This is a genomic window from Bradyrhizobium pachyrhizi (genome assembly GCF_029714545.1).
Classification (GTDB): domain Bacteria; phylum Pseudomonadota; class Alphaproteobacteria; order Rhizobiales; family Xanthobacteraceae; genus Bradyrhizobium; species Bradyrhizobium pachyrhizi.
On sequence record NZ_CP121667.1, the window covers coordinates 1187361 to 1213465 of the forward strand.

Genomic DNA, 26105 nt, shown 5'->3' on the forward strand with positions numbered 1-26105 from the left:
ATGAAGGTTCTTGTGCCGGTAAAGCGGGTCGTCGACTACAACGTCAAGGTCCGCGTCAAGAGTGACGGGACGGGCGTGGAGCTCGCCAACGTCAAGATGTCGATGAACCCGTTCGACGAAATCGCCGTCGAGGAAGCGCTGCGGCTGAAGGAAGCCGGCAAGGCGACCGAAGTGGTGGTGGTGTCGATCGGACCGGCACAGGCCTCCGAGACCATTCGCACCGGACTTGCGATGGGCGCCGACCGCGGCATCCTGGTCAAGGCCGAAGGCAATGTCGAACCGCTCGCGGTTGCCAAGATCCTGAAGGCGGTGGTCGAGGCGGAGCAGCCCGGCCTCGTCATTCTCGGCAAGCAGGCGATCGACGACGACTCGAACCAGACCGGCCAGATGCTGGCGGCGCTGCTCGGCTGGTCGCAGGCGACCTTCGCCTCCAAGCTCGAGGTCGAAGGATCCGACTTCAAGGTCACCCGCGAAGTCGACGGCGGCCTGCAGACCATCAAGCTCAAGGGCCCGGCGATCGTCACCACTGACCTGCGCCTCAACGAGCCGCGCTATGCGTCGCTGCCCAACATCATGAAGGCGAAGAAGAAGCCGATCGACGACAAGAGCGTCACTGACTACGGCGTCGATGTGACGCCGCGTCTGGAAGTGCTGAAGACCGCGGAACCGGCAGGCCGCAAGGCGGGCGTCAAGGTCAAGGACGTCGCCGAACTCGTGAACAAGCTCAAGACCGAAGCCGGGGTTCTCTGATGACGACGCTGTTGATTGCTGAACACGACCACGAGACGCTGAAGGACGCGACCAACAAGGCGCTGACCGCGGCGAGCCAGCTCGGCGGCGATGTCCATGTGCTGGTTGCCGGTGGCGGCCAGGGCACCAAGGCGGCGGCGGACGCGGCCGCCAAGCTTGCCGGCGTCACCAAGGTGCTGGTTGCCGAAGGCCCCGCCTATGAGCACGACCTTGCCGAGCCGCTGGCAGCGCTGATCGTCGCGCTGGCTCCTGGCTATGACGCGTTCGTCGCGCCCGCGACCTCGCGTTTCAAGAACGTGATGCCGCGCGTCGCGGCCTTGCTCGACGTCATGCAGGTCTCCGAGATCATCAAGGTCGTCGCCCCCGACACCTTCGAGCGGCCGATCTATGCCGGCAACGCGATCCAGACCGTGAAGTCGAAGGACGCCAAGAAGGTGATCACTGTGCGCACCTCGACCTTCGCGGCTGCCGGCGAGGGCGGCAGCGCTGCGATCGAGAACGCCGCTGCGGCCGCCGATCCCGGCCTGTCGACGTTTGTCGGCGAGGAAGTCGCCAAGAGCGACCGTCCCGAGCTGACCTCGGCCAAGATCATCGTCTCGGGCGGCCGTGCCATGCAGAGCCGCGAGAATTTCGCCAAGTACATCGAGCCGCTCGCCGACAAGCTCGGCGCCGGCGTCGGCGCCTCGCGCGCCGCGGTCGATGCCGGCTATGCGCCGAACGACTGGCAGGTCGGCCAGACCGGCAAGGTGGTGGCCCCGGAACTTTATGTCGCGGTCGGCATCTCCGGCGCGATCCAGCATCTGGCCGGCATGAAGGACTCCAAGGTGATCGTCGCCATCAACAAGGATGAGGACGCGCCGATCTTCCAGGTCGCCGATTACGGCCTGGTCGCCGACCTCTACCAGGCGGTTCCGGAGCTCACCGAAGCGCTCGGCAAGCTCGGAAAGTAAGCGACAAGACACCGGCCGGATGGGTAAGCTCCGGCCGGTGTTATTATTTTCGAGGCAATGATCCGGAAACGTTTTTCCGAAAGGATCATGCTCGACAGGGGAAAATGGGACCCGGGTGTGATGATCTGTCATCACATCATGGTCCCGGGAAACGTTTTCCGGCGGATTGGGCAACCCGGAAGGCTTTACTTCGGGTATCGTTGGAATTGGGCAGGCGCGATGTGCGCGCCGTTCCGGTGGATGACAAGATGACGGTGGCAATCAAAAAGGTCGGCGTGATCGGTTCGGGCCAGATGGGCAATGGCATTGCCCACGTGGCGGCGCTGGCCGGCTTCGACGTGGTGCTCAACGACGTGTCCGGCGACCGGCTGAAGTCCGCGCTGGCGACCATCAACGGCAATCTGACCCGGCAGGTCGCCAAGAAGGCGATCAGCGAGAGCGACCGCAAGCAGGCGCTCGACCGCATCGCCTCCGCCGAGTCGCTCGACGCGCTCGCCGATTGCGATCTCGTGATTGAGACCGCGATCGAGAAGGAAGAGACCAAGCGCAAGATCTTCCACGAGGTCTGCGCGGTGCTGAAGCCGGAGGCGATCGTCGCGACCAACTCGTCGTCGATCTCGATCACAAGGCTCGCCGCTTCGACCGACCGCCCGGAGAAATTCATCGGCATTCATTTCATGAATCCGGTGCCGGCGATGGAGCTGGTCGAGTTGATCCGCGGCATCGCCACCGACGACATGACCTTCGACACCGCCAAGGCGTTCGTCGCCAAGCTCGGCAAACAGGTCGCGGTGTCGGAAGATTTCCCCGCCTTCATCGTCAACCGCATCCTGTTGCCGATGATCAACGAGGCGATCTACACGCTGTATGAAGGCGTCGGTAACGTCGAGGCGATCGATGCCGCGATGAAGCTCGGCGCGCACCATCCGATGGGCCCGCTCGAGCTCGCCGATTTCATCGGCCTCGACACCTGCCTGTCGATCATGCAGGTGCTGCACGAGGGGCTGGCCGACTCCAAGTACCGGCCGTGCCCGCTGCTGGTGAAGTATGTCGAGGCCGGTTGGCTCGGACGCAAGAGCCAGCGTGGCTTCTACGACTATCGCGGCGACAAGCCGATCCCGACGCGGTAATCGTCGCGCCTTCAGGTCAGTGCCCGCAGCAGCGCAAGCGCCGCGGGCACCAGACCGATAATCATCGTCGCACCCGTTCCAAGTCCGAGCAGATGCGCCGCCAGTGCGAGGCGCTGGCTTTGTGCGTGAGGCGTCATTGCAGCGCCGCGCAGGCGCACTTCAGCCGCCTTGCGGCCTCCTCGATGGTCGATGACGGGTTGGCGAAGCTGAGGCGGATATAGGGCGACAGCCCGAGATCCTCGCCGGGAAACACCACCACATCGGCCGCCTCGAGCAGATGGGCCGAGAAATCGCGGTCGGTCCGGATCACTCTGCCGTCGGGCGTTCGCTTGCCGATCACGCCGGCGCAGCCGACCAGCAGATAGAACGTGCCTTCCGGCGGCGTGCAGGACAGCCCGGCGCATTCGTTCAGCAGGTCAGCAAAGCGGTCACGCTTGGCGCGAAGGATGGCGGCGCGCTCGAGCAGCACATCCTGCGCGCCGTCGAGCGCGGCAACCGCCGCGGCCTGGCTGATCGACGACGCGCCGGACGTGGTCTGCGACTGGATCGTGACCATCGCGCGGACCAGCGCCGCGGGTCCGGCGGCATAGCCGATGCGCCATCCCATCATCGCGTAGCTCTTGGCGAGGCCACTGACGGTCAGCGTCCGCGGCTTCAGGCGCGGCTCGATTTCCGCAAGCGTCGGCGCGGGCGCGCCATTGAACACGATGTGCTCGTAGAGCCCGTCGGCCAGCACCCAGATGTCCGGATGCCGCAGCAGGACCGCGGCGATCTCGGACAGATACTCACGCGAATACAGCGCGCCGGATGGGTTGACCGGATTATTGACGATGATCCAGCGGGTTCGCGCCGAGATCGCCGCCCGCAGATCCTCCGCGCGCAGCTTGAAGCCGTTGTTCTGCGCGCACGGCACCACCACCGGCTCCGCGCCGGCGAGCCGCACCTGATCGAGATAGGGCGCCCAATAGGGCGCGGAGATGATCACCTCGTCGCCGGGCGCCAGCGTCGCCAGCAGCGCGTTGAACAGCGCCTGCGTCGAGCCGTTGGTGATGACGATCTCGTCCAGACCATAGTCGAGATGATGGTCGCGCAGCAGCGCGGCCTGCACCGCCCGCTTCAGCTCCGGCGTGCCGTCGACATCGGTGTAACGGGTTTCGCCGCGCAATGCCGCTGCATGCGCCGCCGCGATCACATGGTCAGGTGTCGGGAAGTCCAGATTACCCGACGACAGCTCGATGATGTCGCGCCCGGCCGCGCGCAGTTCGCGGGCGCGGCGGCGCAGCACCGATGCGGGCGATGCTGTGATGCCGCTCATGCGCGGCGAGAGGGTCGGTGCGGCGGTCATCGGACGTACTGCGCCTCACCGTTGCCGAACGACCAGTTCTCGGGGAGCACCTCGACCAGGTTGATGAAGATGTCCTCGGCGCGCAGGCCGGGGCTTTCGGTCAGCCGTTCGGCGATCCGTCGATAGAGCTTCTGCTTCTGCGCCACCGGGCGCGTATTGCTGACAGTGATCTGGATGATGATCAGATCATCGCTGCGCCTGATGCCGAGATAGTCGGCGCCATAGACGAAATCGTCGTCATCGTGCTCGGAGATCGTCATGAAGCGATCGCCTTCGGGCACGTCGAAGGTCTCGCGCATGGCGCGATAAAGGCTTTCGAGAACGGCCTTGCGGTAGGCGACGGGTTTGCCCCGTCGCAATGAAACGCGGGTCAGCGGCATGATGGTGGCTCTCCTGGTGGCGTCACGTGCTGCCGATCCTAGGGGCTCCTTGTTCATTGAAAAACGGTATGGTAAATTGTTTCAATGATTTCATATTTAAATGAATGACCATGAAGGCGCTCGACCTCGAGGCAGTCCAGGCCTTCGTCCTGGTGGCGGATCTCAGCAGCTTCACGCGCGCGGCGCAGGCGATGGAGACCACGCAGTCCGCGGTCAGCTTGAAGATCAGGCGGCTGGAGGACGGCCTCGGCCGACGGTTGCTGGAGCGAACGCCGCGGCAGGTTCGGCTGTCAGCCGAAGGTGCCGCTTTCCTCGGCGCCGCGCGCAATCTGGTGGCTGCGCATCAATCGGCGATCAGCTCGTTTGCCGTCGAGCATCGGCGATTGGTCGTCGGCATCAGCCACCACATCGTCGGATCGGAGCTCGCCTCGCTGCTGAAGCGGATGAGCAGCACCGATCCCGGGCTGGTGATTCAGCTGCACGTCGATACGTCGCGTTCGGTGCTCAGCGCATTCGACGACGGGAAGCTTGATGCTGCGATCGTGCTTCGTCACGACGCCAAGCGCCGCGATGGCGACGTGCTGTTCGAGGAAGCGTTCGGCTGGATGGCCGCGCCTGATTTTCACCATCGGCCGGGCGAGCCGTTGCGCCTCGCCACGCAAGCCGAGCCGTGCAGCGTGCGTGCCATGGCGGTTGAAGCGCTCGACGCCGCCGGTATCGCCTGGACCGAGGCATTCGTCGGCGGCGGGCTGTCGACGATCGGAGCTGCGATCTCCGCGGGCCTTGCGGTCGCAGCGCTGGCGCGCCGGGTCGCGCCCGCGGATACCGTCGACCTCGGGCCACGGCTTGGCTTGCCGCCGCTGCCGTCCCGTGACGTCATCCTGCACTCGAAGCTGTCAGATGCGCGGACACGGCAGGCGCTGCGTACCCTCGGCGCAGCCTTCGCGGCGAACGCGGCCTGAGACGCGGATCATCGCGCTGCCGGGAGCTTCGAGGCCGATGCGTCAGCCTGACGCGGCCATCGATTACCCAACCATTAACTTTCGCGCGATACCTCAAATCCCAGTTTTGGGAGTGCCGCGTATGGACATGATGAGCATGGTCACCAGCATCCTGTCGATGCAGCAGGGCAATCTGCAGGGTGAGATCGCGACCCGCGTGACCAAGCAGAACCTCGACGCCGAGAAGTTCGCGGTTCAGACCCTGCTCGGCACGCCTTCCACTGCGAATTTGTCGCCCGGCATCGGCGACAACCTCAACACCGTCGCCTGATCAGAACCCGGCTGCGGCCGGCTGCAGCGCGGCCTTCACCAGCTTGATCGCGTCGTCGCTCGCCCATTCGGCGGGACCGGCGATATTGGCGATCTCGCAGCCCTGGCCGTCGACCAGCACCGAGGTCGGCATGCCCAGCGCCTTGCCTATGTTCTTAAGATCCTGAAAGACCTTGGCTTTTTGGTCGCTGAAATAGCCGAGATTGGTCAGATTGGCCTCTTTCAGGAAGTTTTTCGGCTTGTCCGGGTCGCGGGTATCGATGTTGATTGCGACCACCTCGAAATCCTTGCCGCCGAGCTTGGTCTGCAGGCTGTCGAGCGCCGGCATTTCCTTGCGGCAGGGCACGCACCAGGTGGCCCACAAATTGACCAGCACGGTCTTGCCGCGCCAGTCCGAGAGCTTCTTTGGCTGGCCGTTGGCGTCCTCGAAGGCCAGGTCGGGCAGCCTCAGGGGGGTGGTCGCCATGGTCAGCGCCGCGACCTCGCCATGGGCGAGCGGGGCGATCTTCTTCGCCAGAGCCACCGCGCTGTTGCAGGCGATATCGCCCGCGGGATGCTTGAGGCTGGAGACCCCGACATAGCCGATCACGGCCCCGGCCAGCACGGCGCCGATCACCAGCGGGATGCGCCACTTGGCGGTCGGCCTGGCGGTCGGGTTGGGTGGGGTCGTCTCGGGCATATCGTTGTCTTCCTGGGTCGATGTGGCTAAGCAGTGCCGGGAATACGATCGGAACCGCCACGCTGTTTCGCCGCTCCGGCGAATGCAACAGCTCGGCCTGAAATACAAATTCGTGAGCGAGATGTCATGAGCAACAAGATGTGGGGCGGCCGGTTCTCGGAGCGTCCCGACGCGATCATGGAGGAAATCAACGTCTCCATCGACGTCGACCGTCACCTTTATGCCCAGGACATTGCCGCGTCCAAGGCCCACGCCACGATGCTCGCCGCGCAAGGCATCATCACCGCAGCTGATGCGAAAAATATCGGCAAAGGTCTAGACACGATTTTGTCAGAAATCGGCAAGGGCGATTTCGATTTCAAGCGCGCGCTCGAGGACATTCATATGAATGTCGAGTCGCGGCTGTCCGAATTGATCGGGCCCGCGGCGGGCCGGCTGCACACCGCACGCTCGCGCAACGACCAGGTCGCGACCGATTTCCGCCTCTATGTCCGCGACACCATCGATGAGACCAATGCGGCGCTGGCCGCGTTCCAGCAGGCGCTGGTCGCCCGCGCGCTGGAGCATGCCGGCACGGTGATGCCGGGCTTCACCCATCTGCAGACCGCGCAGCCCGTGACCTTCGGTCATCACCTCCTGGCCTATGTCGAGATGGCCGGCCGTGACCGCGGCCGCTTCGCGGACGCGCGCAAGCGGCTGAACGAATCGCCGCTCGGAGCGGCCGCGCTCGCCGGCACCTCGTTTCCGATCGACCGCACTGCTACCGCCGAGGCGCTCGGCTTCGAGCGTCCGATGGCCAATTCGCTCGACGCGGTGTCCGACCGCGATTTCGTGCTGGAGACGCTGTCGGCGGCGGCGATCTGCGCGGTGCATATGTCGCGCTTCGCTGAGGAGATCGTGATCTGGACCTCGCCCTTGGTCGGCCTCGTCAAGCTCAGCGACAAGTTCACCACCGGCTCGTCGATCATGCCGCAGAAGCGCAATCCGGACGCGGCCGAGTTGGTCCGCGCCAAGACCGGCCGCGTGATCGGCGCGCTCACGGCGCTGCTGATCGTGATGAAGGGCCTGCCGCTCGCCTATCAAAAGGACATGCAGGAGGACAAGCAAGGCGCGATGGAGGCTTTCGAGGCACTGTCGCTGGCAATCCGCGCCATGACTGGCATGGTCGAGGACTTGGTGCCGGACGAGGCCAGGATGAAGGCCGCCGCCGGCGAGGGCTACGCCACCGCGACCGATCTTGCCGACTGGCTGGTACGCACCCTGAAAATGCCGTTCCGTGACGCCCACCACGTTACCGGGCGCATCGTCGGCCTGGCCTCGAAGCAGGGTGTGGCGCTGCACGAGTTGCCGCTCAAGGCCATGCAGGAGGTCGAGCCTGATATCACGGCCGACGCGCTGAAGGTGCTGAGCGTCGAATCCTCGGTGCGGAGCCGGACCTCGTTCGGCGGCACGGCGCCGAAGAATGTGATGGCGCAGGCCAAGGCCTGGGCCAAGCGGCTGGAAAAAGAGCGAAAATTGGGCTGAACCGGAAAATTTGGCCGTGATTTCATGGCGCTCCGCCTCTCGCCAGAGCACGGCAATGTTTGTATGGTGCCGCCCGAATTGGGGAATTCGTCGTGATTAGCAAGAACCGCCTGACCCCCTCGGGATGGGCCATCATTGTGCTGGGCGTATCAGCGCTGGCGCTCGGCGGCTGCGGCCGCAAGGGACCGCTCGACCTGCCGCCGACCGCGAACGTCGCGCCGGGCGCGGCACCGAGCGACACCGAGACCGAGCGGGCGGCGCAGCCCAGCGTGTTCAATCCGACCTATGGCTCGGAGGCCGCGCCGGCCGCGCCGCGAGGCAATAAACGGCCCTTCATCCTCGATCCGCTGCTCGGCAATTAATATCTCGAGCATGATCCGGAAAAGTGCGAAGCGGTTTTCCGAAAAGAATCATGTTCAAACAATCTAGCGTGTCATGAACCATTTCGACTATCGCAACGGCGTGCTGCATGCCGAGGCGGTCAATCTCATTGAGCTGGCAGAGGCCGTCGGCACGCCGTTCTATTGCTATTCGACCGCGACGCTGGAGCGCCACTACCGCGTCTTCACCGAAGCCTTCGCCGGCGAGAAGGCGCTGGTCTGCTATGCCATGAAGGCGAACTCCAACCAGTCGGTGCTGCGCACGCTGGCCAAGCTCGGCGCCGGCGCGGACGTGGTGTCCGGCGGCGAGTTGAAGCGGGCGCTGGCGGCCGGGATTCCGCCCTCGAAGATCGTGTTCTCCGGGGTAGGCAAGGCCGAGGGCGAGCTGCGGGCCGCGCTTGCCACCGACATCCTCTGCATCAATATCGAGTCCGAGCCGGAACTCGAGATGCTGTCGCGTCTCGCGGTCGAGATGAAGAAGACGGCCCGCATCTCGGTGCGGGTCAATCCCGATGTCGATGCCGGCACCCATGCCAAGATCTCGACCGGCAAGTCGGAGAACAAGTTCGGCATTCCGATCGCCCGCGCCCGCGAGGTCTATGCCCGCGCGGCAAAGCTGCCGGGCATCAAAGTCACCGGCACCGATGTGCATATCGGCAGCCAGATCACCGATCTCGGGCCGCTGGAGGTTGCTTTCCGGCTGCTCGCGGAATTCGTGCAGACGCTGCGCGCCGACGGCCACGACATCTCGCATATTGATTTCGGCGGTGGCCTCGGCATTCCCTATTACATGGATCGCGCCGCGCCGCCGGCGCCGGACGCCTATGCGGCGATGGTCAAGCGCGTCACGCACAATCTCGGCTGCACGCTGATGTTCGAGCCGGGCCGCATGATCGTCGGAAATGCCGGCATCCTCGTCACCCGCGTGATCCATGTGAAGCCGGGCGATGCCAAGAATTTCGTCATCATCGACGCCGCGATGAACGACCTGATCCGGCCGACCCTGTATGAAGCGCATCACGACATTCTGCCGGTGCGTCAGCCCGCGGCCGGCACCCCGACCATGGTCGCGGATGTAGTCGGCCCGGTCTGCGAGACCGGCGATTACCTCGCGCTCGACCGCTCGCTGCCGCAGCCGAAGGCCGGCGATCTCCTGGCGATCATGACCGCCGGCGCCTACGGCGCGGTGCAATCCGGCACCTACAACACGCGGCCTCTGGTGCCGGAAGTGCTGGTCAAGGACGACCAGTACGCCGTGGTCCGCCCGCGCATCGACGTCGACGCCCTGATCGCGATGGACAAGCCGGCGCCGTGGCTGTGAGGCACTGGCGTGCCGCATCAATGGTGTCGTCCTGGCGAAGGCCAGCGCCCATAACCACCGCTCTTGATCGTTGCAGTGAGCTGGGGCCCCGGCTCAGCTAACCACGAACGCCTGTGGTTATGGGTCGCGCTTCGCTTGCCCGGGACGACAGTGCTCATTTGACGACGGCCTTTACTTTGCGGCGTGACTGCCGCCCTTACCGCCGCCGACGATCACGCCCGCGGCCTTCTCGATCGGCTTGATCGCCGCGGTGAAGTCCGACTCCGGTCCCTCGTCGCGGATGACGACTTCCCAGAGCCGGCCGACCGCTTCGGCGACTTCCATCGACAGCCCGAGCGCGCGCATTTCCTCGACGGCGAGCCGCACGTCCTTCACCATCAAGCCGGTGGCGAAGCCGAAGTCGAAGCTGCGCGGCAACACCGAGCGCGGAAACTTGTCGCGGCTCGCGGTGTTCAGCCCGGAGCCGGCATTGATGACGTCGATCATCACGGCCGGATCGAGCCCGGACTTGACGCCCATCACAACAGCCTCCGAGGTCGCCACCATTGCGGTCGCCGACAGGAAGTTGTTGGCGAGCTTCATGGTCTGGCCGGAGCCCGGCTTGGTGCCGATGAAGAACACCTTGCCGATGACGTCGAGCGCGCCCTTCACCAGTTCGAAATCGGCGCGGGGGCCAGATACCATCACCGCGAGCGTGCCCTTCTCGGCGCCGGCGACGCCGCCGGAGACCGGGCTGTCGATCTGCACGATGTTCTTCTTGGCCAACAGCTCGTGGATCTTCACCGCCATCCGCGAGCCGACGGTGGAGAGGTCGATGAAGCGTTTGACGCGCGTGCCCTCGATCACGCCGCCCGCGCCGGTCGCCACCTCGAGCGAGGCCTGCAGCGAAGGCAGGCTCGCCATCACGGTCTCGACGCGGTCGGCGATGTCCCTGGGCGAGGTTGCGGCCACCGCGCCGAGCGCAACCAGCCTGTCGAGCGCGTCCTTGCTGGTGTCGAACACGGTGAGCTTGTGGCCGGCCTCGATCAGCCGGCGCGCCATCGGGAAGCCCATCTTCCCGAGGCCGATGAATCCGATTTCCATGAGTCGTTTCCTCTATGTCGTTATGTGCGGAGCCGCGCACCCCACATTCGCTGTCGTCCCGGCGAAGGCCGGGACCCATTACCACCGCGGTTGATTGCTGTGCTCCGCTGGGGCCCCAGCGTGTTCCCACCACGAAGGCCGGTGGTTATGGGTCCTGGCTTTCGCCAGGACGACATTGGGTGTGCGGCAGCAGCGTCTCACGCCTTGTTGTCGAGTTCGGCGAACACCTCGCGCGCGATGCGGAAGCTGTCGACGCCGGCCGGGATGCCGGCATAGATCGAGACCTGCATGAAGATCTCGCGGATTTCGTCGCGGGACACGCCGTTGGTCAGCGCGCCCTTGATGTGGGCCTTCAATTCGTGCGGCCGGTTCAGGATCGAGATCATGGCGAGGTTGAGCATGCTGCGGGTCTTGCGCGGCAGTTCCTCGCGGCCCCAGACCGCGCCCCAACAATATTCGGTGACGAGTTCCTGGAATGGCTTGTTGAAGCTGTCCGAATTCTTCAGCGCATTGTTGACATAGGCTTCGCCCAGCACCGCCTTGCGGATTTCGAGCCCCTTGTCGTGCGTTTTTTGGTCCATATCGCGTTCCTCATGCGTTAATGCGATGGTTCGGCCGCGACGTTACGGGGTCGAACCGCCGCAGTCACGCCTTCGTGTTATGCGTATTTCCCGGTGTGGGTTACGCCCTGGAACGGGTGCCTCAAAGCCGCCGCCGTGCTAGGCTGACTTGCCGGCTACCCCGGAGATTTTATTGAGCGGAGCCAACATCGATCCCTCTGACCCGTCACGCGCCGTCCACGACAGCGATGCGGTCGCGCGGCTGAAACTGACAGAGGCTCTGCAGCGGGCAAGGTTCGCGATTGGCTGGGAACGAGCCTGGCCGCATCTGGCGCGGTTCCTGACGGTCGCAGGATTGTTCCTGGTCGCGTCCTGGGCCGGGCTGTGGCTGGTGCTGCCGTTTGTCGCACGCGTGGCCGGCGCCGGCCTGTTCGCGATTGCCGCGCTCGTGGCGCTGTCGCCGCTGGTGCGCTTCCGCTGGCCGAGCCGCGAGGAGGGCCTGAGCCGGCTCGACCGCGGCGCCGGCATTCGCCATCGCCCGGCGACCACGCTCTCCGACACGCTCACCAACAAGGACCCGTTCGCTCTGGCGCTGTGGCAGGCGCAGCGCGAGCGCACGCTGGCCTCGATCAAGCGCATCCGTGCCGGGCTGCCGCGGCCGCGCGTCTCGCTGCACGACCCCTGGGCGCTGCGCGCGCTGGTCATCGTGATGCTGGTCGCGAGCTATGTCGCCGCCGGCGACGAGCGCGGCTTGCGGGTCGCCTCCGCATTCGACTGGAACGGCATCATGGCGCCGGCCAATGTCCGGGTCGATGCCTGGGTGACGCCGCCCAACTACACCGGCAAGCCGCCGATCATTCTGTCCAACGCCAACAAGGACGCCAACGCGGCGGACACCACCCCGCTCGCGGTTCCGGCCGGCAGCACGCTGCTGGTGCGCTCCAGCGGCGGCAGCATCGACGTCGTCGTCGGCGGCGGTGTTGCCGAGGTCGCGCCGGACGGGCAGGCGCCGAAGGGCACCAACGAGCGGCATTTCAAGATCACCGGCGACGGCACCGCGCATGTCCGTGCGCCGGCCGGCCAGCCGCAGTGGAAGTTCACCGCGACGCCGGACCGCCCGCCGTCGATTGCGCTCGCCAAGGATCCGGAGCGGCAGGCGCGCGGCGCGCTGCAGATGTCCTACCGGCTCGAGGACGACTACGGCGTCAGCGAAGCGCGCGCGCAATTCGCGGTGCGGCCGACCGATGCGCCGAAGGAGGCTGACGGCAAGAAGGATGCCGACGGCAAGGCGGCGCAGCCGCGGCCGCTGTTCGAGCCGCCGCAATTCGCGCTGGTGCTGCCGAATGCGCGCACCCGCAACGGCGTCGGCCAGACCGTGAAGGACCTCAGCGAAGACCCCTATGCCGGCGCCGACGTGACCCTGACGCTAACGGCCAAGGACGAGGCCGGCAATGAAGGCAAGAGCGAGCCGTTCAACATGCGGCTGCCGGAGCGCCTGTTCACCAAGCCGCTGGCGCGCGCGCTGATCGAACAGCGCCGTATCCTGGCGCTCGACGCCAACCAGAACGGCCAGGTATTCGCCGCGCTCGAGGCGCTGATGATCGCGCCCGAAATGTTCATGCCGGAGACCGGCTATTACCTTGGCCTGCACACCGTGAGCCGCCAGCTCGAGGCGGCGCGCACCGACGACCAATTGCGCGAGGTGGTCGCCAGCCTGTGGTCACTCGCAGTCACCATCGAGGACGGCAATATCTCGGACGTCGACAAGGCGCTGCGCGCGGCGCAGGACGCGCTCAAGCAGGCGCTGGAGCGCGGCGCGACCGACGAGGAGATCAAGAAGCTCACCGACAATCTGCGCGCGGCGCTGGACAATTTCCTGCGCCAGATGGTCGAGCAGTTCCGCAACAACCCGCAGCAGCTCGCGCGGCCGCTCGATCCCAATGCCAAGGTGCTGAGCCAGCAGGATCTCAAGAACATGCTCGATCGCATGGAGCGGCTGTCACGCTCCGGCGACAAGGATGCGGCGCGGCAGCTGCTCGAGCAGATGCAGCAGATGCTGGAAAACCTGCAGATGGCGCAGCCCAATCAGGGCGACGACGACATGCAGCAGTCGCTCAACGAGCTCGGCGACATGATCCGCAAGCAGCAGCAATTGCGCGACAAGACCTTCAAGCAGGGCCAGGATTCCCGCCGCGACCGCATGCGCGGCAAGCAGGGCGAGCAGTCGATGGGCGACCTGCAGCAGGACCAGCAGGCGCTGCGCGACCGCTTGAAGAAGCTGCAGGAAGAGCTCGCCAAGCGCGGCATGGGACCGGACCAGCGCGGCCAGAAAGGCCAGGGTCAGAAGGGCGATCAGGCGCAGCAGGGCGATCAAGGCGGCGACCAGGGCGATGACGGCGACGGGCTCGACCAGGCCGATTCCGCGATGGGCGATGCCTCCGGGCGGCTCGGCGAGGGCAATGCCGACGGCGCGGTGGATTCGCAGGGCCGTGCGCTGGACGCGCTGCGCAAGGGCGCCCAGAGCCTCGCCGACGCGATGCAGCAGGGCGACGGCGACCAGCCGGGCGACAGCCCCGGCAACCGCGCCGGCCGCCAGCAGAGCGGCGGCAACCAGACCGATCCGCTCGGCCGCCCGTTGCATGGCCGCGAATTCGGCGACGACTATACGGTGAAGATCCCCGGCGAGATCGACGTGCAGCGCGTCCGCCGCATCCTCGAAGAGCTGCGCCGCCGCCTCGCCGATCCGTCGCGGCCGCAGATCGAGCTCGACTACATCGAGCGGCTGCTAAAGGATTATTGAGGTCTGCACCTCGTCCTCGACTGTCTGTCGTCAGCCGCGAAAGCTGGTGACAGCGTTCAAGAGACATCAGCGCCTTAATCGAACGGCCGTGGCAACCTGGATGCCGCGCTTTCGCGGGCATGACGCGGAATCCGCACGACGGTCGTAAGCCGGCAGATGTCAGCTTCTGCGGGCAACGCGCCTCGCGTTCCGATCGGTGTGGTCGGGTCCGCGGGAGCCGCCGGTTTCGCACAATTTCTTTAAAATTGTCGAGTTCCCGTTGGTGCGCATTTAAGTCGCTTGCGTCACCTTACTTCTGAAAATTGGCAAGCGTCTCAGGAGAGCACATGAGGCACAGCCGTTTATTCATTGCTTCGTCATACCGGCCGTTGGGTATTACTCGCCGGCACCAACATCAGACCCGCTTGGTTCGACAATTCGTTCGGAACCAGTCGGGCAGCTATGTGATCATTTCAGCGCTGCTCATGCCGGTCCTGGTCGGCACGGCAGGGCTCGGTACCGAAGTGGGGTGGTGGTACTACAAACATAAGAACATGCAGAGTGCCGCCGACTCTGGCGCGGTAAGCGCCGCAACGGCGGCAAGTGCAGGCGCCGACCTTTTGTCCGAAGCCAATGCGGTTACGGCAAACTACGGTTACGCGAACGGGGCGAACAACGTCACCGTCACGGTGAATCAACCGCCGAAAACCGGCAGTCAGACGTCGAATCTGCAGGCGATCGAAGTCATCGTGAGCCAACCGCAACAGCGGTTGCTGTCGGCCCTGTTCGGCTCGGCCCCGGTGCCGGTCACCGCGCGCGCGGTCGCGCTGCCGAATTCCGGGACGGGCTGCGTGCTTGCGCTCAACGCCAGCGCCAGCCCCGCCGTCAATGTGAGCGGCAGCAACCAGCTCAACTTGATCAAGTGCAATCTCTATAGCAACTCGAGCGCAAGCCCATCGCTCAACGTGGCCGGCAGTGCGGCGGTCTCCGCGAATCTGGTCGGGGTTGTCGGCGAGGTCTCCGGCGCGAGCAACATCACGGCCACCAACGGCATCAAGACGCACATCCGGCCGATCGCCGATCCGTATGCCAACGTCTCACCCCCATCGGAGCCGAGCTGCACGAACGCCAAGATCACGGTCAATTCCAACGGAAAGACAAACTCGCTCAGTCCCGGCTGCTATAAGGGCAACATAACGGTCAATGCAGGTGCCACCCTGAGCCTTGATCCAGGTATCTATTATCTGGACGGCGCCAATTTGAGCGTCGCGGGAAACGCAACGATCACGGGCAGCGGCGTGACCCTGGTGTTTACGGGCTCGGGCAGCAACTGGGGCACCGCTTCAATCGGCAGCAACGCGATTATCGATCTGACGGCGCCGACCTCCGGCGCAACGAAGGGTATCGTCATGTATGGCGATCGCAACATGCCGGTCGGCACCGCCTTTAATCTTACGGGTGGCGCCACCCAGAACTTCGGCGGTGCCATCTACCTACCTAGGGCCAACCTCAGCTTCAGCGGTGGCAACGGTACGAGCACATCATGCACCAAGATCATTGTGGATACCTTGACGCTCTCCGGCACGTCGAACCTTCAGGTCAATTGTTCGGCGCTCGGCACCGCGACGATAGGCACGCAAACCGCGCAACTCATCGAGTGAGGTTGGCTCCGATGCAAATCCAGAGATCCTCATCCAACAGCCGTGGTCGATTGGTTTTCTCCCTGACGCGGCTTGTGCGCACCGCCGTTCACGACAGGGGCGGCGTCGCGGCCATCGAATTCGGCATCATGATCCCGTTGCTGTCCCTGATGGTCGTCTCGGTAACCGACATCGGACTCGCGCTCTATCGCAAGATGCAGGTCGAGAATGCCGCGCAGGCGGGAGCGCAATACGCCATCGTGCGCGGCTTTGACGAGACTGGCGTCACCAGCGCCGTAACAGCCGCCACGAATTCCACAGCCATCAATGCTTCGCCCAAGCCGTACCAGTTTTGCGGGTGCCCGACCAGTTCGGGGGTCAGCACCGTCAGTTGCGGTGCGGTCTGCCCCGGCGGCGCGCAGGCCGGAACATATGCGATGGTTTCGGCGCAAGGGACGTACTACACGCTGATCAATTATCAGATTGTGGCAGCCACATACACCTATAGCGCCCAGTCCACAGCGAGGCTGCAGTGAAACTCACACCGCTGTGGCGGGACAATCGAGGCGCCTCCGCGCTGGAATTCGCCCTGACCGCTCCCGTGTTCTTCCTGTTCATATTCGGCATCATCGAATTCGGACTGCTGTTCTGGACACAACTCGGGCTTCAGCACGGCACGGAAATGGCGGCGCGTTGCGCGACCGTCAACAGCACGCTCTGTCCAAGCGGCAGCGCCATCACGAATTACGCCGCGCAGCAGGCATACGGCCTCACGCTCCCGGCGCAGACATTCAGCTATTCCACGTCAGCCTGCGGCAACGTGGTCAGCGCGAGTTATGCATTTCAATTTGCGCAATTTCTCAATCTGTCCCCGGTGACGCTGACCGCCCGGGCATGCTTTCCGAGTTGAACTCGTAACCCTAGCCGGCCTTCCGCGCCGCCAGCGCGTCCGCGACTGCGGTGCGGATATCGGCCACCGAGAACGGTTTCGTCACCACGTCATGCACGATCGCTTCGAGGCCGGAGGCGCGTTCGCGCTGATGGGCGAAGCCGGTCATCAGCAGGATCTTCAGCGCAGGGAAGTCGCGCGCCGCGGTCAGCGCCAGCGCGATGCCGTCCATCACGGGCATCTGGATGTCGGTGAGCAGAAGGTCGAACGCGCCTTCGTCGCGCGTCAGCACCTCCAGCGCCTCGGCGCCGTCCTGCGCGGTCACGGTTTCGTGGCCGTCCATGGCGATGGCGCGCGCCACCAGCGAGCGCATTGAGTCTTCGTCGTCGGCGATCAGAACACGCGTCATGGTGATTGGTCGGTTCCCGATAGAGTTGGCCGGCGGCTCACGCGCGGCCGCCGGTGAGATCACGCTTGTTGAAGAAGCGTACGTCGATATTGCGGCCTTCGGGCGGCGGCGAGGCGAGGCGCGACTTGAAGAAGGCCCGCTCGCCGGGATTGAGCACCGGCTGCTCCAGCACGGCGTTCCAGGCATAGATTTCGGCGCCCTGGGCGTCGCGGACCGAGAAGCGCAGCCGAGGCAATTCGACCGGCTTCCTGGTCTGGCCGACGATCATGCCCTCGATCACCAGCACCGGCTTGCCGTCCACGGTCTCGTTGGTGATCTTGAGATCCTTGAAGGCGAGCCCGCGCAAATTCACATCGAGTCCGGCCATCTTGTAGAACAGCGCGGTCTGCGGCAGCAGCCGCACAACGTCGTTGCGCCAGACGAACAGCGCGATGACCAGCGCGGCCATGGCGCCGCAGGTGGTCGGCAGGGCGCCGATCACGGGCATGAACGGAATTCGGGGCAGGGCGGGCAGCCGGAACAGGCGGCGAAGCCGGGGCAGGCGGAACCGACTCCTGGTTCCCGCGTCCCCGGCGTCGGCATGGGCCGCTGCATCCGCCTCGGCCAGCGCCGGCCATTCCGTGGCGGCGTCGCTGCCCTCGGCGGGCAAATCGGCCGAAATCGGGGGGCTCTCGACCATCGGGGTCGCGTCAGCCTCCTCCCGGCCCATGGCCTCCCATTCGGCGGCGAGGTCGGATCCGGCGGACTGATAGGCCAGAGTGGGCGCGGTCGCCCCGATGGCGTCCTCCGGTCGGGCCAGCCAGACCTCCCGGCAGCGGGAACAACGGACGGTACGTCCGGCCTCGCCAAGGGTGGCCGGATTGATGGCGTAGGATGTTGTACAATGCGGGCAAACAATATGCATGGAGGCCGAATCTCCACCGTGTGGAAGCCCGGATGCTACTTAGCGACCGTTAACGAATCGGAAACCATAACCGAAGCACAAGCTTTCTGTGCGGTTCGCGGGCGCTCGGCCGGGGTTCGGGCCGTCTTCGCCGTCGGTGTGGGGTATTGGGCCATCGGCCCTCTCGAACGGAGCTAGCGCATTGGTTCGGTTCGAAAATGTCGGTCTGCGCTACGGGCTCGGCCCGGAGATTTTGCGCGACCTCTCGTTCATGATCCCGGCGCACTCGTTCCAGTTCCTCACCGGGCCGTCGGGCGCGGGCAAGACCTCGCTGCTGCGGCTGTTGTTCCTGTCGTTGCGGCCGACCCGCGGGCTGGTCAATCTGTTCGGCAAGGACGTCTCGCTGCTGAGCAAGGATCAGGTCGCGGACCTGCGCAAGCGGATCGGCATCGTGCTGCAGGATTTTCGCCTGCTCGATCACATGACCACCTATGAGAACGTCGCGCTGCCGTTCCGCGTGATGGGCCGCGAGGAATCGAGCTATCGCCGCGAGGTGATCGATCTCTTGAAATGGGTCGGCCTCGGCGAGCGCATGGATGCGCTGCCGCCGATCCTGTCGGGCGGCGAGAAGCAGCGCGCCGCGATCGCGCGCGCGGTGATCTCGCGGCCGCAACTGCTGTTGGCGGACGAGCCGACCGGCAGCGTCGATCCGACACTCGGGCGCCGCCTGCTGCGGCTGTTCATCGAGCTCAACAAATCCGGCACCGCGGTCATCATCGCGACCCACGACATCACGCTGATGGATCAATACGAGGCGAGGCGGCTGGTGCTGCATCAGGGACGGCTGCACATCTATGAATAGGAGCGGCGACGAGAAAGTGTCGTTGGTCGATCTCGGGCGCGAGCGCCCGCAGGTCCCGGCCACCGCGCGCAACATGTCGCCGATCGTGCCGCGCGCCTCGATCTCGGGCCGTGCACTGGTCGCGGTCGTCGCGATCATGACCTTCCTCGCCTCGCTGACGACAGGCACCGTGCTGCTCGTCAGCGCGTCGGCCGCCGAATGGCAGTCGGAAGTGTCGAGCGAGATCACCATCCAGGTGCGCCCCTCGCCGGGCCGCGATCTCGATCGCGACGCGCAGGCCGCGGTGGAGGCGATGCGGGCGCAGCCCGGCATTCTCGAGGTCCGTCCGTTCAGCAAGGAGGAATCCGCCAAGCTGCTGGAGCCGTGGCTCGGCAGCGGGCTCTCGATCGACGAACTGCCGGTGCCGCGCGTCATCGTGGCGCGGGTGCAGCCCGGCACCACGCTCGATCTCGCCGGCTTGCGCGCGCGGGTGACGCAGGCGGCGCCGACCGCAAGCGTCGACGATCACCGCGCCTGGATCGAGCGCATGCGCTCGATGACCGGCGCCACGATGTTCGCCGGCGTCGGCATCCTCATCCTCGTGATCATCGCAACCATCATCTCGGTGTCGTTTGCGACCCGCGGCGCGATGGCCGCCAACCGCCCGATCGTCGAGGTGCTGCATTTCGTCGGCGCCGGCGACAGCTTCATCGCCAACCGCTTCCTGCGGCATTTCCTTCGGCTCGGCCTCCAAGGCGGGCTGATCGGTGGCGGTGCGGCGATGCTGGCGTTCGGCTTCTCCGAGTCGATCGCCAACTGGTTCTCCGGCACGCCGGTGGGCGACCAGTTCGCGGCCCTGCTCGGCACGTTCTCGCTGCGTCCGTCGGGCTATCTGGTGCTGGCGATGCAGGCGGTGCTGATCGCGGCGATCACCGCGTGGGCATCGCGGCGCACCCTGTTTGCCACGCTCGACGACATCGACTGACGGCGCCGCGAAACTCGAAATCATGGCGCTGCCTCGTGATCGCATTTCGTCGCCCAAGTGTGATTTCGCGCGCGTGCACGCGGCACTGGTCCCGCGGAAAACCGGTTTCCACTTTTCCGGATCATGCTTTAAAATCCCCGGGGGGAAGGATAACCGCATCACATGAGTTTGCAGTCCGACGATACGTCGCCGAATGGCTTTGCCGCGCGCCCGCGCGGCTGGCTGCGCGCCGTCATCGTCGCGCCGCTGGCGGTTGCCTTCGTCGCCGCGGCGGTCGGCTTTGTCGGCTTCCTCTCGCAATTGCGCGGCGTCGAGACCGACCCGCCGCAAAATGCCGACGGCATCGTGGTGCTGACCGGCGGCTCGTCGCGGGTGTCCGACGCCATGGAACTGTTGGCTGCCGGCTACGGCAAGCGTTTGCTGATCTCGGGCGTACATCCGACCAACGACGCCAGCGACATTTCCCGCTCTGTGCCGGACAGCAAGGGGCTGATGAGCTGCTGCGTCGATCTCGACCGCTCGGCGCTGAACACCCGCAGCAACGCGGCGGAGACGCGGCGCTGGGCGCGCGAGCGCGGCTTCAAGTCGCTGATCGTGGTGACCTCGAACTACCACATGCCGCGGGCGATCGTGGAACTGTCACATGCGATGCCCGACGTGACGCTGATCCCGTTCGCCGTGGTCGGCGACAAATGGCGCGACGAGCCGTGGTGGACGAGTGGCGCGACGTTCCGTCTCTTGCTATCGGAATACGCCAAATATGTCGCCGCGGAGATGCGGGTGCGGCTGGCCGATCTCGGCCTCGACCTGACCTCCGAGCTCGCCGAGCCGGCTGCCGCGCCACGCCGCCCGGCGACGGCGCAGGCGAATTGATGTATCAGGCACCGTCATTCCGGGGCGATGCGCAGCATCGAACCCGGAATCTCGAGATTCCGGGTCTGGTGCTGACGCACCATCCCGGAATGACGGTGTAAAGGATAGTGTTGAGAGAATGACTTCGATCTTCCTGCGCTCGCTGATCTTCAACGTGCTGTTCTATCTCGTGCTGGTGGCGCTCTGCATCATCGCGCTGCCGGCGCTGCTGTTGCCGCGGGGGGCGTTGATGGCGCTCGAAGCCGCGTGGGCCAACATCAGCCTGTTCCTGATGCGCGTGATCTGCAACATCAGGATCGAGTTTCGCGGGATCGAGAAGATTCCGAGCGGGCCGCTGATCGTCGCCTCCAAGCACCAGTCGTTCTGGGAGACGTTCGCGCTGGTGCGCTTCTTCGAGCATCCGCTGTTCATCCTGAAGCGCGAGCTGATGATGATCCCGGTGTTCGGCTGGTACCTCAAGAAGGTCGGCATGATCTCGGTCGAGCGCGGCGGCGGCCCGCGCTCGCTGATCAAGACGCTGAAGCGCGCCGCGGCCGAGGTGAAGCTCGGCCGGCAGCTCGTGATCTTTCCGGAAGGCACCCGTACCGCACCGGGGGCGCCACCGAACTACAAGGCCGGCGTCGCGCAGATCTATGCCGAGAGCGGCGTGCCGTGCCTGCCGATCGCGCTCAATTCCGGGCTGTTCTGGCCACGCCGCACCTTCATGCGTTATCCCGGCACGCTGGTGGTCGAATTCCTCGACCCGCTGCCGCCGGGATTGCCGCGCGATGAGTTCATGACCCGCTTGCGCGACCAGATCGAAACCGCCACCACCCGCATCGTCGAGGCCGGCCGCGCCGAGCAGGCGAAATTGTTCGGCGTTGTGCCGAACGCGGCGAAAGGGTAGGGCGCAGCACAAGCCTTGGTGCGGTTGCTGCCGCGAATTTCGTGCCCGCGGTTTCGCCGGTCCCTTCAGAAATCGTCATGCCCGGGCTTGTCCCGGGCATCCACGTCTTTGGTTCGGCCCGAAGCAAGACGTGGATGGCCGGGCACAGGCAAGCCGAAGCGACGCCGTCCTTCGGACGGCTGTGCCCGGCCCATGACGATGCGGAGAGTTACCGAATCGCGAATGGGGTCGCCACTACTGACCGGCCGCCGCGTCGGTGTTGAAGGTCTCGCCTTGCGGCACCCAACTCTTGCCGTCGAATGTCGCTATCTGCATCTGCGTGAACGGCGCATAGCGGTCCGGCCGCGTCGAGATGGCGATGCCGGGCAGCAGCAGCGGCGCGACCACCTTGTTGAGGTTGGTTGCCTGCTTCAGCAAATTCTCGCGCGTCAGATCATCGCCGCACATCTCGATGACCTTCACCGTCATATAGGCCGAGATGTAGCCGGTGACATTGCTGCCGTCGGCGATGTCGCCTTGCGGATACCACTTCGCCAGGAACTCCTTGAACTCCTTCACGTCGGCGGCGTTCTCCCAGGTGGGATCGGTCGGCGTCTTGAATGCGAGCGCGGTCAACAATCCCTTCGAGGCTTCGATGCCGGCCGGCTCCATGACGCCCTTGATCGATGAGGAGACGCTGACCACGTAATTCAGCGGTTTCCATCCGAGCTCGTAGACCTTGCGGATCGCCTGCGCGCCGAACTTGGGCGTCGCCATCGTGAACAGCGTGTCGGCGCCGGAGGCTTTCAGGGAGACGATTTGCGAATCGACCGTGGGATCGGAGACCTCGTAGGTCACTTCCTTGACGATCATCGTCTTCGCCTTGTCGCCGAGGCCATCCTTCAGCCCCTTGACGTAATCCTTTCCGGCATCATCGTTCTGGGAGAAAACGCCGAGCTTCGCGTCGGGCTTGTTCTTCAACAGATATTTGGCGAAGATCATGCCCTCCATCTGGTAGGGCGGATAAAGCTGGGTAGTCCACGGGAAGTTCTTCGGGTCGTCCCATTTTGCCGCGCCCGTCGAAATGAAGATCTGCGGGACCTTCTTCTGGTTCAGATACTTCTGGATCGCTGAATTGGTCGGTGTGCCGATGGTGCCGATGATTGCCAGCACCTCGTCCTGTTCGACGAGGCGTCGCGTCTGCTCCACGGTCTTGGGCGGTGAATAGGCATCGTCGAGTGAAATCAGCTTGATCTTTCGGCCGTTCACGCCGCCCTTCGCGTTGATCATCGCGTAGTAGGCTTCTTCGAGACGCCCCTGGGTGCCGTAGGCGGACGCCGGGCCGCTATAGGGCATGGTCTGGCCGATCTTCACCTCGGTATCGGTGACGCCGGGGTCGTATTTCTTGTCGGCGAGGGCAGGTTGGGCGGCGGCGAGCATGAGCGCGCAGAACACTGCGCGCGAGTAACGAAACGTCATGGCGAATCTCCCCAAGTATCGGCCACGCTCTTCGGCGTGTGCCGTAGACGCTCATGATCGCTGCTCCACCCTGCACGTCAAGTGCGACAGCTCGGCGCGCGGGTGCCGTCGTACCTCTGTCCGTCCGGGAGCGGTGAAGCAAGCGATGTCAGTGCCGAAAAACTCACCACGAACGGGTTCGCCGGCACGTCCGTCGCGGTCGAGATCCAGACGCTCTTGGTCTCCTGATATTCGCGGACCGCGTCGATGCCGCTTTCGCGGCCGACGCCGGGCTTCATGCCGCCGAACGGCATCATGGAACTGGTCGCACTGATCTAGCCGCGCTTTCTTTGCCCTGCTTCAGGATGGCGTAGCGCGTCGACGACCACCTTGAATGCGGCCGAGTTCTGCCGGGATGTCGGGTAGTAGATAAAGTAGCCCTCGAACTTCGGCGACCAGTCGTCGAGCACCACGACGAGTTCGCCCGACTGAACGTGTTGCGCCGCCATGTCCTCGGGAACGTAGGCGATGCCGAAACCCTTCAGGGCGGCATCGATCATGGCGCGAGAGTCATTGAAGGTCACTTGCCCCTCGACGCGCGCCCGGAGTTCGGCGCCGTTCTTGGCGAACTCCCACACGTAGTGACCACCCGCTGCCTGACGTCGCTTGATGCAGATGTGCTTGATGAGATCTTTCGGATGCCTTGGTTTGGGGTGCTCTTTCAAATAGGTGGGAGAGGCGACCGCGACCAGCCGCCAGTCCGGGCCGATCCGCACCGCGATCATGTCTTTCTCCACGCTCTCACCGAGACGGATTCCAGCATCGAAGCCGTCCTTGACGATGTTGCGGAACCCGGTGTCGAGACTGAACTCGACCTTGATGTCAGGATATTTTTTCAGGACCGACGACAGCCTCGGCCAGACGGCCTTTTCCAGCGCATGGTCCGAGAGCGTGATCCGGATGGTGCCGGATGGCGTGTCGCGCAGCGACATCAGCGCCGCGATGTCACGCTCGATTTCCTCGATGCGCGGCGCCAGTGACTGCTGAAGACGCTCGCCCGCTTCGGTCAGACCGACGCTGCGCGTCGTGCGCGTGAGCAGCCGCAGGCCCATCTGGGATTCAAGGCGCTTGATCGTATGGCTGAGTGTCGATTGCACGATGCCCAGTTTCGCCGCGGCCCTGGTGAAGCTGCGTTCGCGGGCGACGGCCACGAAGGCCAGTAAGTCATTGAAATCCCGGCTTGCCATGGCCCGTCAATATTCATGGCCTAGGTCGATTAATGCAAGCGAATTATGGCAGCTAATCGAACACCGTGGCGGGCTCTATGTGTTGCTGTGAACAGCGCCAACTGGGCGCTTCTCTGAACATGGATGCCCGATGGACGCCACGATCAATCAAAAGACAACGCAGCCAATGGCCGCATGGAGCGCCGTCTTCGCGATGACGCTGTGCGCCTCGACCCTCATCGCGTCCGAGTGGATGCCGGTGAGCCTGCTCACGCCGATCGCAACAGGTCTTGAGTTGACCGAAGGACAGGCCGGGCAAGCCATTTCCGTGTCCGGCTTCTTCGCAATCCTGACCAGTCTTTTCATCTCGGCCGCAACGCGTGGCGTCGACCGGCGCACCGTCTTGTTGTGGCTGACTAGTGTCATGCTGATCTCCGGCGTCGTTGTCGCGTTCGCGCCCAATTATACGGTCTTCATGGCAGGGCGCGCGCTTGTCGGGATGGTCGTTGGCGGATTCTGGTCGATGTCCGCCGCAACGATGATCCGCATCGTGCCGGGCAAGGACGTGCCGCGCGCGCTGGCGGTTCTCAATGGCGGCAATGCCCTCGCGACGACGATTGCCGCGCCGCTCGGCAGCTTTCTCGGTCAGTATATCGGCTGGCGCGGCGCGTTCTTTTGCGTGGTGCCGATCGCGGCGCTGACCTTGTTTTGGCAATTCGTCACGCTTCCCAGGATGCCGAGCCGTGAGCGGGCGAGTGCGGCAGCGGCATTCAAGGTGCTGCGCCGGCCTGGAGTTCCCTACGGCATGCTCGCAGCGGCGCTGTTTTTCCTCGGGCAATTCGCACTTTTCACGTATTTACGGCCATTCTTCGAAACGGTAACGCGCGTCGATGTCACGACGATCTCGGCACTGTTGCTTGTGATGGGCGTTGCGGGTCTGATCGGCACTGCACTGATCGGTGTAGTCATCCGCGATCGCCTCTATACGTTCCTCGTATTGATGCCGTTCGCAATGGCCGTAATTGCCGTTGCCCTGATCGCGACGGGTTCGTCACTGGGCGCCACGGCGGCGCTGATGTTCCTGTGGGGCTTCATCGGCACGGCTGCACCCGTTGGCTGGTGGACCTGGCTGAGCAAGGCCTTGCCCGACGACGCGGAAGCAGGCGGCGGGCTGATGGTCGCGGTGGTCCAACTGGCGATTACGGCAGGTGCTGCGGGTGGCGGCGTGCTTTTCGACAGCAGCGGCTATCAGGCCACTTTTCTGTTCAGCGCCGTCATCCTCGCGCTGTCGTCGTTGGTGATTTTGGTCGGAGCACGCCGTCGCAAGGCCGACGCGCAATGCGCTTCTTGTGCGTCGGCAAGTCGGGCTGTGTGACGCAGCGTCCTCGCGGGATTTCCCCACGTCATCGGAAACGAATGCAGGCCCAAAGTCATTGGCATCAGTCGGAACGACAGCATCAAGGAGGTATTCGATGCAAATCAGACCAGCAGGTTCACAACCTTCAGCCCGCGGCCCCGCCGAGTATTTCACCGGCACCGTCCGTGTTGATCTCTTGTTCCAGGCCGCAGACCCTGGGCGCGCCTCCGGCGCCCACGTCACCTTTGAGCCCGGCGCGCGGACCGCATGGCATACGCATCCCTTTGGTCAAACGCTCATCGTGACGTTCGGCCGCGGGTGCGTACAGCGCTGGGGCGGCCCGATCCAGGAAATCCGTCCAGGCGACGCGGTGTCGTTCGAACCCGGCGAGAAACACTGGCACGGTGCGTCGCCGACGACGGCGATGTCCCACATCGCCATTCAGGAAACGCTCAATGGCAGTCCGGTCGAGTGGATGGAGAGGGTAACCGACGAACAATATGGCGCTGGCACTGCGGCCGAATAGA

At 64.7% G+C, this 26105-nt stretch carries 29 protein-coding genes; 18 read left to right on the forward strand and 11 right to left on the reverse strand.

Translation table 11 applies throughout. The features are described from left to right. From QA639_RS05300 to QA639_RS05310, 3 genes are all read left to right on the forward strand, one after another. Positions 1-750, forward strand: a complete 750-nt coding sequence (locus tag QA639_RS05300; protein ID WP_028333621.1) for an electron transfer flavoprotein subunit beta/FixA family protein — start codon at positions 1-3, stop codon at positions 748-750. Further along, positions 750-1700, forward strand: a complete 951-nt coding sequence (locus QA639_RS05305) for an electron transfer flavoprotein subunit alpha/FixB family protein (RefSeq protein WP_028333620.1) — start codon at positions 750-752, stop codon at positions 1698-1700. Before QA639_RS05300 ends, QA639_RS05305 begins: the two co-directional genes overlap by 1 nt. A gap of 248 nt (positions 1701-1948) precedes the next feature. After that, on the forward strand, positions 1949-2830 hold the full coding sequence (locus tag QA639_RS05310) for a 3-hydroxybutyryl-CoA dehydrogenase (RefSeq protein ID WP_076827506.1): 882 nt from the start codon (positions 1949-1951) through the stop codon (positions 2828-2830). Between the two features lie 11 nt (positions 2831-2841). Here the strand turns inward: QA639_RS05310 and QA639_RS05315 are convergent, their stop codons facing one another. From QA639_RS05315 to QA639_RS05325, 3 genes are read right to left on the reverse strand one after another with little or no spacing between them, the layout of a single operon-like run. Next, entirely contained in the window at positions 2842-2967 is a 126-nt protein-coding gene (locus QA639_RS05315) for a hypothetical protein (protein WP_283089319.1), read from the reverse strand. Further along, positions 2964-4175 (reverse strand): pyridoxal phosphate-dependent aminotransferase, encoded by a 1212-nt coding sequence (locus tag QA639_RS05320; RefSeq protein WP_283089320.1) that lies wholly within the window; start codon positions 4173-4175, stop codon positions 2964-2966. The genes QA639_RS05315 and QA639_RS05320 overlap by 4 nt, the downstream gene beginning before the upstream one ends. Beyond that, positions 4172-4555: a tautomerase family protein gene (locus QA639_RS05325; RefSeq protein ID WP_028333617.1), complete on the reverse strand. Its 384-nt coding sequence runs from the start codon at positions 4553-4555 to the stop codon at positions 4172-4174. Before QA639_RS05325 ends, QA639_RS05320 begins: the two co-directional genes overlap by 4 nt. A gap of 110 nt (positions 4556-4665) precedes the next feature. Between QA639_RS05325 and QA639_RS05330 the strand changes: the two genes are divergently transcribed. Further along, entirely contained in the window at positions 4666-5517 is an 852-nt protein-coding gene (locus QA639_RS05330) for a LysR family transcriptional regulator (protein WP_028333616.1), read from the forward strand. 121 nt (positions 5518-5638) lie between these two features. After that, a complete protein-coding gene (locus tag QA639_RS05335; protein WP_028333615.1) occupies positions 5639-5827 on the forward strand; it encodes a putative motility protein in 189 nt (62 codons plus the stop codon). On the opposite strand, the gene tlpA is transcribed toward QA639_RS05335, so the two are convergent. Further along, positions 5828-6505 (reverse strand): thiol:disulfide interchange protein TlpA, encoded by a 678-nt coding sequence (gene tlpA / locus QA639_RS05340; protein WP_028333614.1) that lies wholly within the window; start codon positions 6503-6505, stop codon positions 5828-5830. It lies immediately after the preceding gene. Between the two features lie 126 nt (positions 6506-6631). On the opposite strand from tlpA, the gene argH reads away from it, so the two are divergent. The 3 genes from argH to lysA all read left to right on the forward strand — a co-directional run bounded on the left by argH (position 6632) and on the right by lysA (position 9730). Continuing rightward, entirely contained in the window at positions 6632-8029 is a 1398-nt protein-coding gene (gene argH / locus QA639_RS05345) for an argininosuccinate lyase (protein WP_283089321.1), read from the forward strand. Between the two features lie 92 nt (positions 8030-8121). Then, entirely contained in the window at positions 8122-8391 is a 270-nt protein-coding gene (gene lptM, locus QA639_RS05350; RefSeq protein WP_028333612.1) for an LPS translocon maturation chaperone LptM, read from the forward strand. Positions 8392-8464: 73 nt separating this feature from the next. Continuing rightward, a complete protein-coding gene (lysA, locus tag QA639_RS05355; protein WP_157344062.1) occupies positions 8465-9730 on the forward strand; it encodes a diaminopimelate decarboxylase in 1266 nt (421 codons plus the stop codon). Between the two features lie 171 nt (positions 9731-9901). Here lysA and QA639_RS05360 read toward each other — a convergent pair whose 3' ends face one another. Together QA639_RS05360 and QA639_RS05365 are read right to left on the reverse strand one after the other, a co-directional pair. Further along, a complete protein-coding gene (locus QA639_RS05360) occupies positions 9902-10813 on the reverse strand; it encodes an NAD(P)-dependent oxidoreductase (protein WP_283089322.1) in 912 nt (303 codons plus the stop codon). 197 nt (positions 10814-11010) lie between these two features. Then, on the reverse strand, positions 11011-11394 hold the full coding sequence (locus QA639_RS05365) for a carboxymuconolactone decarboxylase family protein (protein WP_018268955.1): 384 nt from the start codon (positions 11392-11394) through the stop codon (positions 11011-11013). A 172-nt stretch (positions 11395-11566) separates the two neighbouring features. Here QA639_RS05365 and QA639_RS05370 point away from each other — a divergent pair, with 172 nt between their 5' ends. From QA639_RS05370 to QA639_RS05385, 4 genes are all read left to right on the forward strand, one after another. Next, positions 11567-14173, forward strand: a complete 2607-nt coding sequence (locus tag QA639_RS05370; RefSeq protein ID WP_283089323.1) for a TIGR02302 family protein — start codon at positions 11567-11569, stop codon at positions 14171-14173. 326 nt (positions 14174-14499) lie between these two features. Continuing rightward, on the forward strand, positions 14500-15813 hold the full coding sequence (locus QA639_RS05375) for a TadE/TadG family type IV pilus assembly protein (RefSeq protein ID WP_283089324.1): 1314 nt from the start codon (positions 14500-14502) through the stop codon (positions 15811-15813). Positions 15814-15824: 11 nt separating this feature from the next. Then, entirely contained in the window at positions 15825-16328 is a 504-nt protein-coding gene (locus QA639_RS05380; protein WP_244482307.1) for a TadE/TadG family type IV pilus assembly protein, read from the forward strand. Then, positions 16325-16702, forward strand: coding sequence for a TadE/TadG family type IV pilus assembly protein (locus QA639_RS05385; RefSeq protein WP_283089325.1), 378 nt, complete (start codon positions 16325-16327; stop codon positions 16700-16702). Before QA639_RS05380 ends, QA639_RS05385 begins: the two co-directional genes overlap by 4 nt. A gap of 10 nt (positions 16703-16712) precedes the next feature. On the opposite strand, the gene QA639_RS05390 is transcribed toward QA639_RS05385, so the two are convergent. Continuing rightward, positions 16713-17090 carry a response regulator gene (locus QA639_RS05390; protein ID WP_016845302.1) on the reverse strand — a complete coding sequence of 126 codons (378 nt, stop codon included), beginning with the start codon at positions 17088-17090 and terminating at the stop codon, positions 16713-16715. Between the two features lie 37 nt (positions 17091-17127). Further along, positions 17128-17994 (reverse strand): MJ0042-type zinc finger domain-containing protein, encoded by an 867-nt coding sequence (locus QA639_RS05395; protein ID WP_283089326.1) that lies wholly within the window; start codon positions 17992-17994, stop codon positions 17128-17130. A 181-nt stretch (positions 17995-18175) separates the two neighbouring features. Here QA639_RS05395 and ftsE point away from each other — a divergent pair, with 181 nt between their 5' ends. The 4 genes from ftsE to QA639_RS05415 all read left to right on the forward strand — a co-directional run bounded on the left by ftsE (position 18176) and on the right by QA639_RS05415 (position 21558). Continuing rightward, positions 18176-18835 (forward strand): cell division ATP-binding protein FtsE, encoded by a 660-nt coding sequence (gene ftsE / locus QA639_RS05400; RefSeq protein WP_016845305.1) that lies wholly within the window; start codon positions 18176-18178, stop codon positions 18833-18835. Beyond that, positions 18828-19799 carry a cell division protein FtsX gene (locus QA639_RS05405; protein WP_028333604.1) on the forward strand — a complete coding sequence of 324 codons (972 nt, stop codon included), beginning with the start codon at positions 18828-18830 and terminating at the stop codon, positions 19797-19799. Before ftsE ends, QA639_RS05405 begins: the two co-directional genes overlap by 8 nt. 162 nt (positions 19800-19961) lie before the next feature. Continuing rightward, on the forward strand, positions 19962-20672 hold the full coding sequence (locus tag QA639_RS05410) for a YdcF family protein (RefSeq protein ID WP_050385669.1): 711 nt from the start codon (positions 19962-19964) through the stop codon (positions 20670-20672). A 118-nt stretch (positions 20673-20790) separates the two neighbouring features. Beyond that, positions 20791-21558: a lysophospholipid acyltransferase family protein gene (locus QA639_RS05415; protein WP_283089327.1), complete on the forward strand. Its 768-nt coding sequence runs from the start codon at positions 20791-20793 to the stop codon at positions 21556-21558. A gap of 234 nt (positions 21559-21792) precedes the next feature. Here the strand turns inward: QA639_RS05415 and QA639_RS05420 are convergent, their stop codons facing one another. From QA639_RS05420 to QA639_RS05430, 3 genes are all read right to left on the reverse strand, one after another. Continuing rightward, positions 21793-23016, reverse strand: coding sequence for an ABC transporter substrate-binding protein (locus QA639_RS05420; RefSeq protein WP_283089328.1), 1224 nt, complete (start codon positions 23014-23016; stop codon positions 21793-21795). Between the two features lie 77 nt (positions 23017-23093). Further along, complete coding sequence (locus QA639_RS05425) at positions 23094-23312, reverse strand: hypothetical protein (protein WP_283089330.1); 219 nt, start codon at positions 23310-23312, stop codon at positions 23094-23096. Positions 23313-23330: 18 nt separating this feature from the next. Further along, positions 23331-24242 (reverse strand): LysR family transcriptional regulator, encoded by a 912-nt coding sequence (locus QA639_RS05430; RefSeq protein ID WP_283089331.1) that lies wholly within the window; start codon positions 24240-24242, stop codon positions 23331-23333. A gap of 130 nt (positions 24243-24372) precedes the next feature. Between QA639_RS05430 and QA639_RS05435 the strand changes: the two genes are divergently transcribed. Both QA639_RS05435 and QA639_RS05440 read left to right on the forward strand, forming a co-directional pair. After that, entirely contained in the window at positions 24373-25596 is a 1224-nt protein-coding gene (locus QA639_RS05435) for an MFS transporter (protein ID WP_283089332.1), read from the forward strand. A gap of 97 nt (positions 25597-25693) precedes the next feature. Further along, positions 25694-26104 (forward strand): (R)-mandelonitrile lyase, encoded by a 411-nt coding sequence (locus QA639_RS05440; RefSeq protein WP_028333598.1) that lies wholly within the window; start codon positions 25694-25696, stop codon positions 26102-26104. Position 26105 lies beyond the last annotated feature (1 nt).

Excerpts from the sequence above, each read along its gene's own strand:
- QA639_RS05300 (WP_028333621.1), top strand. The coding sequence starts at position 1 with ATGAAGGTTCTTGTGCCGGTAAAGCGGGTCGTCGACTACAACGTCAAG.
- QA639_RS05305 (WP_028333620.1), top strand. The coding sequence starts at position 750 with ATGACGACGCTGTTGATTGCTGAACACGACCACGAGACGCTGAAGGAC.
- QA639_RS05310 (WP_076827506.1), top strand. The coding sequence starts at position 1,949 with ATGACGGTGGCAATCAAAAAGGTCGGCGTGATCGGTTCGGGCCAGATG.
- QA639_RS05315 (WP_283089319.1), bottom strand. The coding sequence starts at position 2,967 with ATGACGCCTCACGCACAAAGCCAGCGCCTCGCACTGGCGGCGCATCTG.
- QA639_RS05320 (WP_283089320.1), bottom strand. The coding sequence starts at position 4,175 with ATGACCGCCGCACCGACCCTCTCGCCGCGCATGAGCGGCATCACAGCA.
- QA639_RS05325 (WP_028333617.1), bottom strand. The coding sequence starts at position 4,555 with ATGCCGCTGACCCGCGTTTCATTGCGACGGGGCAAACCCGTCGCCTAC.
- QA639_RS05330 (WP_028333616.1), top strand. The coding sequence starts at position 4,666 with ATGAAGGCGCTCGACCTCGAGGCAGTCCAGGCCTTCGTCCTGGTGGCG.
- QA639_RS05335 (WP_028333615.1), top strand. The coding sequence starts at position 5,639 with ATGGACATGATGAGCATGGTCACCAGCATCCTGTCGATGCAGCAGGGC.
- tlpA (WP_028333614.1), bottom strand. The coding sequence starts at position 6,505 with ATGCCCGAGACGACCCCACCCAACCCGACCGCCAGGCCGACCGCCAAG.
- argH (WP_283089321.1), top strand. The coding sequence starts at position 6,632 with ATGAGCAACAAGATGTGGGGCGGCCGGTTCTCGGAGCGTCCCGACGCG.
- lysA (WP_157344062.1), top strand. The coding sequence starts at position 8,465 with ATGAACCATTTCGACTATCGCAACGGCGTGCTGCATGCCGAGGCGGTC.
- QA639_RS05360 (WP_283089322.1), bottom strand. The coding sequence starts at position 10,813 with ATGGAAATCGGATTCATCGGCCTCGGGAAGATGGGCTTCCCGATGGCG.
- QA639_RS05365 (WP_018268955.1), bottom strand. The coding sequence starts at position 11,394 with ATGGACCAAAAAACGCACGACAAGGGGCTCGAAATCCGCAAGGCGGTG.
- QA639_RS05375 (WP_283089324.1), top strand. The coding sequence starts at position 14,500 with ATGAGGCACAGCCGTTTATTCATTGCTTCGTCATACCGGCCGTTGGGT.
- QA639_RS05380 (WP_244482307.1), top strand. The coding sequence starts at position 15,825 with ATGCAAATCCAGAGATCCTCATCCAACAGCCGTGGTCGATTGGTTTTC.
- QA639_RS05390 (WP_016845302.1), bottom strand. The coding sequence starts at position 17,090 with ATGACGCGTGTTCTGATCGCCGACGACGAAGACTCAATGCGCTCGCTG.
- QA639_RS05395 (WP_283089326.1), bottom strand. The coding sequence starts at position 17,994 with ATGCATATTGTTTGCCCGCATTGTACAACATCCTACGCCATCAATCCG.
- QA639_RS05405 (WP_028333604.1), top strand. The coding sequence starts at position 18,828 with ATGAATAGGAGCGGCGACGAGAAAGTGTCGTTGGTCGATCTCGGGCGC.
- QA639_RS05410 (WP_050385669.1), top strand. The coding sequence starts at position 19,962 with ATGAGTTTGCAGTCCGACGATACGTCGCCGAATGGCTTTGCCGCGCGC.
- QA639_RS05415 (WP_283089327.1), top strand. The coding sequence starts at position 20,791 with ATGACTTCGATCTTCCTGCGCTCGCTGATCTTCAACGTGCTGTTCTAT.
- QA639_RS05420 (WP_283089328.1), bottom strand. The coding sequence starts at position 23,016 with ATGACGTTTCGTTACTCGCGCGCAGTGTTCTGCGCGCTCATGCTCGCC.
- QA639_RS05425 (WP_283089330.1), bottom strand. The coding sequence starts at position 23,312 with ATGATGCCGTTCGGCGGCATGAAGCCCGGCGTCGGCCGCGAAAGCGGC.
- QA639_RS05430 (WP_283089331.1), bottom strand. The coding sequence starts at position 24,242 with ATGGCAAGCCGGGATTTCAATGACTTACTGGCCTTCGTGGCCGTCGCC.
- QA639_RS05435 (WP_283089332.1), top strand. The coding sequence starts at position 24,373 with ATGGACGCCACGATCAATCAAAAGACAACGCAGCCAATGGCCGCATGG.
- QA639_RS05440 (WP_028333598.1), top strand. The coding sequence starts at position 25,694 with ATGCAAATCAGACCAGCAGGTTCACAACCTTCAGCCCGCGGCCCCGCC.